Origin of the sequence: Thalassobacterium sedimentorum (genome assembly GCF_031127905.1) — a bacterium.
In the GTDB taxonomy this organism is placed as follows: Bacteria; Verrucomicrobiota; Verrucomicrobiia; order Opitutales; family Coraliomargaritaceae; genus Thalassobacterium; species Thalassobacterium sedimentorum.
The window spans coordinates 68,696-78,518 of sequence record NZ_JARXIC010000020.1 but is presented as its reverse complement, the minus strand read 5'-3'; the positions used below and the strand labels follow the sequence as shown (position 1 = coordinate 78,518).

Below are 9,823 nucleotides of genomic sequence, written 5' to 3'. Positions count from 1 at the left end.
CTACTGCCATGATTCATATTGCGATGACTCGACTCATGCTCAAGCGTGCGGCTAGATTCTAACCGTTTTGGAAATTTATTAGACGCCCTCTAAGAAAATACTTAGAAAGTGAAATCGTTGCAATTAGACGAAAATTCTGCGCGGAATGTTGCAAGTTGCAGTCATTCAGTGCTTTATTGGGGGTTTGGTTGGCGTCGGTTTTGGGCTGGAAACAGAGCTATGCATTTTTTTGCGTGGCTCTGGAGGCCCGCCGCCAGGATCCGGTGGTCTGCTTGGGAGGAAATTGCTGAGCTTTACATTTGTTTTTCACTTTGCGAATACTAGGATGGCTTCATGTTTACAGGAATTGTAGAAGAAACAGGTAAGGTCATCTCTTTTGAAGAAACCGAGAGCGCGTGGCGTCTCGTGTTGGAGGCACATGAAGTGACTAAAGATCTGCAACTCGGGGACAGCGTCGCCGTCAACGGTTGCTGCTTAACGGCGGTGGCTTTTTCCGCGGACCGGATTGAGTTTGATTTGCTAGAAGAGAGCAAGCGTCTCACTTCTATCGGTGGTGTGGGTGTTGGCGGGAAGGTGAACCTAGAGCGTGCATTGTTGCCGAGCACGCGGATGGGCGGGCATTTCGTGTCGGGGCATGTCGATGGCACTGGCGTGATCGAAGCCATTGAACCGCGGGGGAAGGACTTCTTTTTTCGTATCAAGTGTGATGCCTACAAGCTGCGTTACATCGTACACAAGGGGAGTATCACTGTGGACGGTATTTCGCTGACCGTAGCTGAGGTTGACGAGACAGGCTTCGCTATTTGGTTGATTCCGCACACAATGGAGGTGACCAACCTACACACTAAAAAGGTGGGCGATCTCGTGAATCTAGAAAACGATGTGATCGCGAAATACGTCGAAAAATTATTTGTCCGCTAGCATACGGATGTATGCTAGCGGACAATAGTCCCATGATTGGGAGCGCCAGTGGTCGATTGATCAAATGACGGGTTGATTGGGGCTGTCTGGCTTTTCAAATACACGCGCTCCGGGACGGTATTTCAGGTAGGCGTACATCCACTGGATCAGCACTGTAAGTCGATTGCGAAAGCCGATCAGAAAGACTAAGTGTACCGCCAGCCATAGAAACCACGCTGGAAAACCGGAAAATTTAAATTTGCCGAATTCGGCGACTGCTGAAGAGCGGCCGATGGTTGCCATCGAGCCTTTGTCCAGGTAGGTAAAGGCTGGGCGCGAGCTTGACTGCCCTTCAAGTTCGTCGTGAATGATTCGTGCAACGTGTTTGCCCATTTGCATTGCGGCTGGGGACACTCCAGGGACATGCACACCCTTGGCATCGGTTAGATCTACGATATCGCCTATGGCGAATACTTCAGGATGTTCGGGGATGGAACAGTCTGGATCGATGGCGACTTGGCCTTTGCGGTTATGGTCACCAGGGAGGTGTTTGACCAAGGGATTGGCTTCGACGCCGGCGGTCCAAATGATCGATTCTGCTTCGATCGTTTCACTGCCGACTGTGATGCAGCCTTGAGAAATGTTTTCGACGGGATGGTTCAGTTTGAGTTCCACGCCCATGCGCTTTAAGCTTGCTTGAGCTTTGGCAGAGGAAGACTTCGAATACATTGTGAGTACCCGATCGGCCGCTTCCACCAGGATGATGCGTGATTGTTCGGGGCGAATGGAGCGGAAGTCCTTCTTGAAAACACGTTTGGTGAGTTCGCTGAGTGCACCGGCCATTTCCACGCCAGTCGGTCCTGCACCGACGACGACAACAGTCATCAATCGCTGGCGTTCGGCTTCATCTTGTAGCGCTTCGGCTCGCTCGAAGGCGTGTAGCACTCGCTGGCGGATTCGTCGCGCGTCGTTGAGCGATTTTAGACCGATGGTATGCCTGGCCCATTCGTTATTTCCGAAGTAACTGTTGACCATGCCTAGTGCGACCACGAGGTAGTCGTAGTGCAGGGTTTGATGCGTGAGTTCGACTTTTTTTTGCTGCACATCAATTGTGCGTGCGCTGTCCATCAAAACCTGAACATCGTTACGCTTAGCTAGAATCGTCCGCACTGGCTCTGCGATCTCTGGCATGGCGAGACCGCCTGTGGCGACCTGATAGAGCAGGGGCTGAAACAGGTGATGATTCTGGCGATCCACGATCGTGATTCGAGCATTGGGATGGCGAAATTTCTGCGTAAACGTTAATCCTCCAAATCCGGCACCTAAAACGACGATGTGTTTTTTCTTGGGCATACACTAGCTTAGTGCATGCCCAAGAAAATTCAAGTGGTTGTAGAATCTTCTTGTTTATAATCGCTCAAAGTGGCTACTGGCAGCTTGAAGCTCAGGGCCCGCTTTAACTTTTAGCCAGTGTTTGCCATATCGGCCATTAAGAAGCTTTGTAAGCCTCGCGGTAGCCCGCGGCATAGGCTTCGAAGACGAGTTTGATCTCATCGCGAATGCGGCGAAAGGCGTCGAGCTCGCTCTCATCGGGACGCTGTGCATGGGGGGGGTCTTCAAAGCCCCAGTGGTAGCGACTCACCTTGCCGGGGAAAGTCGGGCAGGCTTGGTCGGCGTTGCCGCAGACAGTGATTACGGTGTCGATGCCCGCGTTTAGATATTGATCCAGGTGGTCGGATGTGTGCCCACTGGCGTCGATGCCGATTTCTTTGAGTGCTTCGATTGCCAGGGGATGCACCGCTCCCTTGGGCTTAGAGCCGGCGCTAAAGACTTCAAAGAGGTCGCCAGCTGCGGCGCGTAAGATGCCTTCAGCCATGTGACTGCGACAGGAATTTCCAGTGCAAAGAATGAGTATTTTTTTCATAATGTTGAGTGCTTATACAGAATGTGACTATAGATGTCTGGCTAAGAAATTGAGCAGGTAGCCGGTAACACACTTTCCGGGCAGTCTTCGTTTGTTTCTGCGATGCGTTGAATTAGTTTTTCATGTCTGAGTAGATCCTGCTTTAGCTGATTGCATTCCTGGCACTGTGCAGTGCGTAAGTATTCTATGTTTGCGAGTAGTAATCCGCTGTCGGAAGTGACTAATGAGTAGATCATCCAAGTGCCTTCGCGACTGGCTTTGATCAGCCCCAGTTGTTTCATCGATGCCAACTGCTTGGACATTTTCACCTGTGGTACTTCAAGTAGTTCCTGTAGGTGGCAGACGCACAATGAGCCCGCCTCAAGCAGGTTGAGTATTCTCAATCGCTGCGTGTCGGCAATGCATTTATAGACGTCACTGGCTTCCATTGTCTTTGTATATTCCATTTGGCGTATATACTGTCAATGGAATGTATTAATTATTCACTTTTTCGTTTTAAGCTGGAAGCTTTTTGAACGCCTGTGATTTATTGATGTCTGTCTAGCAACGACGGTACATTTTTTTCATGAGCTTTACTATTCTTTATCACTCACTTTTTATTCAAGCGGCCTCGGGGCCCAACGTGTTCACCTATTTTGCGCAGTCGAATTTTGCGGGCAAGGTGGTCATATTGATTCTTGGTCTGTTTAGTATTGTGGCGTGGACGGTGATGTTAGGGAAGTATCTCGATCTCTCTAAGTTGCGTTCGCAGAATCAGCGTTACGAACGCTTGCTCAGTCGTGAGTCGCATTTGATTGCATTGGATCCGGAGCGTCCTGGTAAGGGGGCGGGGCCTTACTATAATATTATTCGTGAAGCCTTGGAGGCTTTTCACCGTTATGGGGGTGATTTTGGCAATGCAGATCCGCATCGGGCGGCACTGCGTATGGGGCATGTTGAGAATGCATTGCAGCGAAGCGTGGCGGAGCAAATTCTGCGCTATGAAGCGAAGATGGTGGTGCTGGGTTCGATTGTGACGGGTGCGCCTTTCTTGGGCTTGCTTGGGACGGTTTGGGGCGTGATGGATGCCTTTGGCGGCATGGCGGGCGCTGGTTCGGCCAGCTTGCAAAGTTTAGCGCCGGGTGTGTCCGGGGCCTTGCTCACGACAGTTGCGGGGTTGATCGTGGCGATTCCTTCTGTGTTTGGGTATAATTATCTGTTGCAACAGACTAAGATCTCGGTGGTTGAGCTGGAAAATTTCGCGAGTACAGCAGCGGATCGCATCGAATTGGAAGCGCAAGCCACGGCAAATAGCTAGTTTCTGATTTCTCAAATTTAATTTCTAATGCTAAATATTCTCTGTGGCTCGTAAATTTCATCGTAAAGACCGGCTTTCTGCTCTGACTGAGATCAATGTGACTCCGTTGATCGATCTGGCGTTTGCGTTGCTGATTATTTTCATGGTGACGACGCCCTTGCTGGAGCAGACTGTAGAGCTAAACCTTCCGGTTGAAGCAGCGAAGACCCAGCCGGAGGATCGTGAGGATTTTCAATCTGTTTCGATCGACCGGGCGGGGTTGTATTATTGGGGGGATCAGCAGGTGTCTGAATTGCAGTTGGGGGATTTGTTGGACACTATGGCAATGGACCCTGCGCCGCCGGTACTGAGTATACGTGCCGATGCTGACTTGCCCTATCAGCAGGTGATTACCCTCGTTGATATGATTAAGCAGCGTAAGCTCTCCAAGATCAGTTTAGATACTAAAGTTGAATGATGAAGCTTTCTAAAGATCAGCCTTTCTGGGCCTCAGTGATCCTGCATTTGGTGGTTTTGTTAGGTGTTTTTTTGGCGACGATTGTGCAGGCCTTTAAGCCAAAGGAGAAGCCGCATGTATTTGAAATGGTGGATCCGCCGAGTGACGTGAGTCAGTCGGCGCATGCCACGCCTGCTCCGCAGCAAGTGCAGCAAGTCGAGGATTTGCCCGTAGTTGAATTGCCGCCAGTCCCGCAAGTGGAGATTCCAACGCCGCAGCCTGTGGTGCCGACGCCTCAGCCCACGCCCAGCCCTAAGCCGACTCCTACGCCCAGCCCTAAGCCAGCACCTACGCCTCAGCCGGCACCTCAGTTAATGTCTGCAGAAGACTTTTTTAAGGAGCATCCGAAAGAGGCTCCGAAGCCACGGCGGGTGACGACTCCGCGCGCCAGTATCGCTGTGCCGAAGATCGATGTACCGAAACTAGTGGTGCCTCGTAGTTCAACTGCGGGGCAGGCCAGTCAACAGCTTTCATCGCAACAACTCTCCGCTTTAGCAGATTATAGTTCGCGCTTGCGTGCCCGTATCGACGCGGCTTGGACCAAACCCTCGCAACTGGCCGGTGTGCGCTTGGTGGCTGAAGTGGTTTTTAATGTTTCCGCTTCCGGGCAGATTTCCAATGTGCGCCTGCGGCCAGGCTCGGGAAATGCAGCTTTTGATCAGTCTGTCTTGGCGGCTTTTCGCCGGGCGAGTTCTGCAGGACCTACGCCGACGGGGCAGGCGCACGAGTTTTCGTTACCGTTTCGGATGCGGGACTAGGTCGCCCGGGAGGGCGGGCACTGCGCAGGAGCGAGACATGTCGAGGGTTATTTATCTTGATGTCAAGGTGTTAGATTGTTTTGCTGGTTGCTATGCCTAAAATTTATCAGCACTCGGGGCCGCATCTATTTCTTCTTTTTTGGAAAGCTTCGCATGCCGTGATGCGTTATGATCATGAGCGTATCGTGGAGCAGGGCTTTACTTCGTTGTCGGATTTCGCGGTTCTGGAGGTGTTGCTGCACAAGGGGGCCCTGCCTGTGAGTACGATTGGTGAGAAGGTTTTGTTGACCAGTGGTTCGATCACTACCGCAGTGCAGCGAATGGAGAGAAAAGGCTTTGTGCGTCGTGAGCGAAGTGAGGGCGACGCGCGGGTGGTGCTAGTGCATTTGACGGATGCGGGGCGCGAATTAATTGTGGATGCTTTTGCTGCGCATTCAGCCAATTTAGATGCTTTGTTTAGTGAATTTTCGGGAAAGGAGCGGGCGCAATTTGCTGATTTGATGCGCAAGTTGGGGCGTCGTAGTCAGGCATTGATCCGTTAGTTGAGGCGCTGGTGTACTTTGGGTGTGTCTTGGAGTTGGGGGTTGCATTGTTTTTAAGTCGTCAATTTTTAAAGAGTCATGCATGATTGGGGCATGAAAATTACATTTGCACCACGTCGAGTCCTTTTAGCGTTATTAATATTCTCGAGCAGTGCTGTAGGTGCTGAGTCCTCCTGGGCGAGTCGCGCGTTTTCTATGTTTAAAAGTAGTTCCACTGCTGATGCGGTGGTCGCGAGTGCTTTTTCTGACGCGGATGAGTTGGCGAGTGCGCTGCGTGAGGCGCTGGCTGTGGCAGCTGAGCGTGCTTTGACTGAGTTGGGGCAGCAGGGAGGTTTTGCCAATTCTGAGCTGTATCAAATTCCTTTGCCGAGCGCGATTGAGAAGTTGCGTCAGCCACTCGCTGTGGTGAATCAGGATTATCGTCTGGATGCGTTTCAAGCGACGATGAACCAGGCGGCAGAGGCGGGGGTGGCCGCGGCTCCTGGGATTGTTAAGGATACTATTAATAATCTGACGCTGGAAGATCTGAACACACTGTGGCAGGGGGAGGAGGATGCGATTACTCGTTTTCTGGAGAAGCAGTCGCGTGATTCTTTGTCAGAGCGTATGTTACCGTTGATTTCTCAGGCTACCGACTCTACCGGGGCGACTCGAAGTTATAAGGAGATGCAGTCCGCGCTGCCCTCTACAGGTAGTGGTTTCTTTTCTAAGATTCAGTCTTTTACTGGGATCGCTGCGAGTGATTTTGACCTCGATCAGTATGTCAATAATCAGGCTTTGGATGGGCTTTTTGCAGCAATGGCAGCTGAAGAGAAGGCAATTCGTGAGGATCCTTTAGCGCGTTCAACCGATTTGTTGAAAAAACTTTTTGGGCAGTAATGCCTGATTAGTTCGGGATGGGCGCCAGGCCTAGCTTTTTGCGTTTGGCTGCGTCCTGTGGGCTGTGTTCCGACCAGTATTCGCTGTTCATTATCCGATGCGTGAGTACAGCTTTGGTGGTGCCGCTTGCCTCGCGCTCTTTCCAGCTGCGTATGATGTGAGGAAATGCGCTATCGTAACTAATTTGTAGCTCTCTGTTGATGCTTTGGTAGTGGATTAGGTAGTGGCTCTGTGTGCCGTCTATTATACGTTCTGCGGTGGCGGTTTCGATGCGGACAGGTGTATGGGTGAAGCGCGTATGCAGGGCGCTGGGGATAATTTGAATTGGGCCTGTTGGCAGTTCATTGGGATTCAGGCGCAGCTTTAGCCAAATGGCGTCTTCAATCCAGGCGTTGCCGAGCTCGAAGTCTTGGTCGGCTTCGCTTTGGAAGTAGGAGCGTATTTCGCCGCGCCAGCCCTTGCTTGTTTTGTTGAACTGTTGGAAATATTGCCCGCACCAATCCTGCACACTGGTGTTTGTCTTCAAGCTGTGAGGGAATGTCTTCAGATCAATGGGCTGGAAGGTGCTGCTCATTGTGCGATAGCTATAGATTCCAGTATTGAAGGTGCGTAGTGCATTGAGCTTGAGAACGTCCGTGGATGGGCTTGTGCCATTTTCGTTCTTTACTTGAGCTTCTGTTAGAAAAGGTTCCGTTACAAATATGAATTCCACGTGGCCTGGGTGGGCCGCTCCGTAGCGTGTCTGCGTCAACTCGTAGCGATTGATCTCTGCTCCGCTAAACCAATAGTCACGTATCTCGTTGGCTGCGAGGTTGAGGGTGGCTGTGAAAACTAGGTAGAGGCAGAGGAGTGATCGCATGAAGGCAGTCTAAACTTGTTTGCCTAATTTGCAAGTGAGTCGGACGACTGTGGTGAGCGGTTCCGGGGCTGAGCTGTAATTCTCCGCGTGGAGGTGGAGAGAGGGGCGTTCATACTTCGGCGACTGATTGACTCGCTTGGGTTATTGGCCTTTTAGAAAGTCACGGCTCGCGCGTTTTAGTTTTTTGATTTTGGCTTCGTTCTTCTTTAAGTCGCGCTTGTGCATGCGGTCGATGAAGAGTTTGCCATTTAGATGGTCAACTTCATGTAAGATGCAGCGGCCCAGCAGTCCGTCGGCTTCCAGCACATGTGAGTTGCCTTCCGTATCTTGAAATTGGCAGCGTACGCCGATCGGTCGGTCGACCTTGCCATTGACCCCGGGGAAGGAAAGGCAGCCTTCCTCATAAACATCTTCGGTTGCATCCAGAATCGTGATCTGCGGATTGATGATTGCCATCGGCATGATTAAATCCAATGGGGGGTGTTTACCGTCAAATTTATAGTTGAATGGGGCTTCGGCGCCTTCGGGGGGGCGTACGTCGACCACACAGAGTTGGAGTGCTCGGTTTACCTGTTGCGCGGCTAAGCCGATGCCTTCTGCATCATACATGGTGTCGACCATGTCGTTGGCCAACTCTGCAAGGGCCTGATTGAATTCTGTGATGGGTTCGCCGGCTTTGCGTAAAATAGGTTCGCCGTATTGAGTGACTCGCAGGATCATAAGATTGTAAAACTGTGTAGTGGATCGAGTAAAAAAATGGTGTTCAGTCTAGCGTAGGTCAGACCTAGTGGCTGTCCACACAACTTTTCTGAATGAAGCTGGTTATCATAATTTACAGTAAGTATATTCATCTTTTATTATTCATGAATGTAAATTCGTGAATATTTATTTGCGAATTTATCATTGCAGTTGCTTGAGATTTTAGGTTTTATACTTGTCATTGAGTAGGGCTGTGCGAGTTTACAGGGCATACGCATATGGCTACTACGAAAAAGAAAACCACATCGGCGACCAAGACAGCTGCCAAGTCTAAGAACTTCGCGTCAGCGCCGATTAACAAATCACTTTCCAAAGAAGAAAAGATCGATCTCTATCGGACGATTGTAGGTATTCGCCGCTTTGAAGAGCGTTCGTTGCGTGCCTACAATCAGGGGAAGATTGGTGGCTTTCTGCATCTTTACATCGGTCAAGAGGCGGTGGCGACAGGGATTGTTTCTTTGATGGAAGAGAATGATCACATCATCACGGCTTACCGCGACCACGGACACGCCTTGGCGGTGGGGATGTCAATGAATGAGTGCATGGCTGAGATGTATGGTAAGCACACCGGTTGTTCCAAGGGGAAGGGCGGTTCGATGCACTTTTTTGCACCCGATAAGAATTACTGGGGAGGGCACGGGATTGTTGCTGGGCAGACGCCGCTGGGTGCCGGGCTCGCCTTTGCGCTTAAGTATAAGGGGCTGAAGGGCTGTGCGCTCGCCTTTCTTGGTGATGGTGCGGTGAATCAAGGTTCTTTTATGGAGACTTTGAACCTGGCGTCGCTTTGGAATATTCCAGTTGTCTTCGTGATTGAGAACAATGGTTATTCAATGGGCACCAGTTTGAAGCGCTCGTCTGCGGAAGAGAATTTGGCCCACCGTGCGGATGGTTTTGATATGGAGTGGGAGGTCTGTAACGGACACGATGTGTTTGAGGTTCGTGAGGTCGCCAATCGTGCGATGACGCGTGCACGTGAGGAAATGAAGCCTTTCTTATTGGAAATTCGCACCTACCGTTATCGTGGTCACTCTGTGGCGGATGCGAATCACGAGAAGTATCGCACTAAGGAAGAGATCGAAGAATACAAGCGTACCAAGGATCCGGTGAATGTGATCAAGCAGCAATTGCTGGCTGACGGCACCCTGACTGAAGAAGAAGCCAAGCGCATCGATCAAGAGAAGAAGGATGAGGCGGAAGCTTCTGCAAAATTTGCGGATGAAAGTCCGGTCGCTCCACGTAGTGAAATTCAGACCGACGTTTATTGGGAGGTCGATAACGACGCGGAAGGTAAGCTTAAGGGCACCTATTTCTTTAACGACTAGAATTACAACCCGACTACTTATTTTGGAATTATGAGCTAGGGATTATGCCGAAGTGCCGTTGATCAGATGATCTTCTATTTTCCTATC

At 50.8% G+C, this 9,823-nt stretch carries 12 protein-coding genes; 7 read left to right on the top strand and 5 right to left on the bottom strand.

The window, feature by feature from the left end:
• Positions 1–333: 333 nt before the first annotated feature.
• Positions 334–921, top strand: a complete 588-nt coding sequence (locus tag QEH59_RS12410) for a riboflavin synthase (RefSeq protein ID WP_308985695.1) — start codon at positions 334–336, stop codon at positions 919–921.
• A 60-nt stretch (positions 922–981) separates the two neighbouring features.
• Here the strand turns inward: QEH59_RS12410 and QEH59_RS12405 are convergent, their stop codons facing one another.
• From QEH59_RS12405 to QEH59_RS12395, 3 genes are all read right to left on the bottom strand, one after another.
• On the bottom strand, positions 982–2,253 hold the full coding sequence (locus QEH59_RS12405; protein WP_308985694.1) for an NAD(P)/FAD-dependent oxidoreductase: 1,272 nt from the start codon (positions 2,251–2,253) through the stop codon (positions 982–984).
• A 136-nt stretch (positions 2,254–2,389) separates the two neighbouring features.
• Positions 2,390–2,824 carry an arsenate reductase ArsC gene (locus tag QEH59_RS12400; RefSeq protein WP_308985693.1) on the bottom strand — a complete coding sequence of 145 codons (435 nt, stop codon included), beginning with the start codon at positions 2,822–2,824 and terminating at the stop codon, positions 2,390–2,392.
• A 41-nt stretch (positions 2,825–2,865) separates the two neighbouring features.
• Positions 2,866–3,270, bottom strand: coding sequence for an ArsR/SmtB family transcription factor (locus tag QEH59_RS12395; RefSeq protein WP_308985692.1), 405 nt, complete (start codon positions 3,268–3,270; stop codon positions 2,866–2,868).
• A 119-nt stretch (positions 3,271–3,389) separates the two neighbouring features.
• On the opposite strand from QEH59_RS12395, the gene QEH59_RS12390 reads away from it, so the two are divergent.
• From QEH59_RS12390 to QEH59_RS12370, 5 genes are all read left to right on the top strand, one after another.
• Positions 3,390–4,121, top strand: a complete 732-nt coding sequence (locus tag QEH59_RS12390; protein ID WP_308985691.1) for a MotA/TolQ/ExbB proton channel family protein — start codon at positions 3,390–3,392, stop codon at positions 4,119–4,121.
• Between the two features lie 43 nt (positions 4,122–4,164).
• On the top strand, positions 4,165–4,578 hold the full coding sequence (locus tag QEH59_RS12385; RefSeq protein WP_308985690.1) for an ExbD/TolR family protein: 414 nt from the start codon (positions 4,165–4,167) through the stop codon (positions 4,576–4,578).
• Positions 4,575–5,375, top strand: coding sequence for an energy transducer TonB (locus QEH59_RS12380; protein ID WP_308985689.1), 801 nt, complete (start codon positions 4,575–4,577; stop codon positions 5,373–5,375). The genes QEH59_RS12385 and QEH59_RS12380 overlap by 4 nt, the downstream gene beginning before the upstream one ends.
• Positions 5,376–5,467: 92 nt before the next feature.
• Positions 5,468–5,917 carry a MarR family winged helix-turn-helix transcriptional regulator gene (locus tag QEH59_RS12375; protein ID WP_308985688.1) on the top strand — a complete coding sequence of 150 codons (450 nt, stop codon included), beginning with the start codon at positions 5,468–5,470 and terminating at the stop codon, positions 5,915–5,917.
• A 195-nt stretch (positions 5,918–6,112) separates the two neighbouring features.
• Positions 6,113–6,796 (top strand): DUF4197 domain-containing protein, encoded by a 684-nt coding sequence (locus tag QEH59_RS12370; RefSeq protein WP_308985687.1) that lies wholly within the window; start codon positions 6,113–6,115, stop codon positions 6,794–6,796.
• A 7-nt stretch (positions 6,797–6,803) separates the two neighbouring features.
• Here QEH59_RS12370 and QEH59_RS12365 read toward each other — a convergent pair whose 3' ends face one another.
• Positions 6,804–7,655, bottom strand: a complete 852-nt coding sequence (locus QEH59_RS12365) for a hypothetical protein (RefSeq protein ID WP_308985686.1) — start codon at positions 7,653–7,655, stop codon at positions 6,804–6,806.
• A 141-nt stretch (positions 7,656–7,796) separates the two neighbouring features.
• On the bottom strand, positions 7,797–8,375 hold the full coding sequence (locus QEH59_RS12360) for a peptide deformylase (protein WP_308985685.1): 579 nt from the start codon (positions 8,373–8,375) through the stop codon (positions 7,797–7,799).
• A gap of 257 nt (positions 8,376–8,632) precedes the next feature.
• Between QEH59_RS12360 and pdhA the strand changes: the two genes are divergently transcribed.
• Positions 8,633–9,736 carry a pyruvate dehydrogenase (acetyl-transferring) E1 component subunit alpha gene (gene pdhA / locus QEH59_RS12355; RefSeq protein ID WP_308985684.1) on the top strand — a complete coding sequence of 368 codons (1,104 nt, stop codon included), beginning with the start codon at positions 8,633–8,635 and terminating at the stop codon, positions 9,734–9,736.
• The last annotated feature ends 87 nt before the right edge of the window (positions 9,737–9,823 follow it).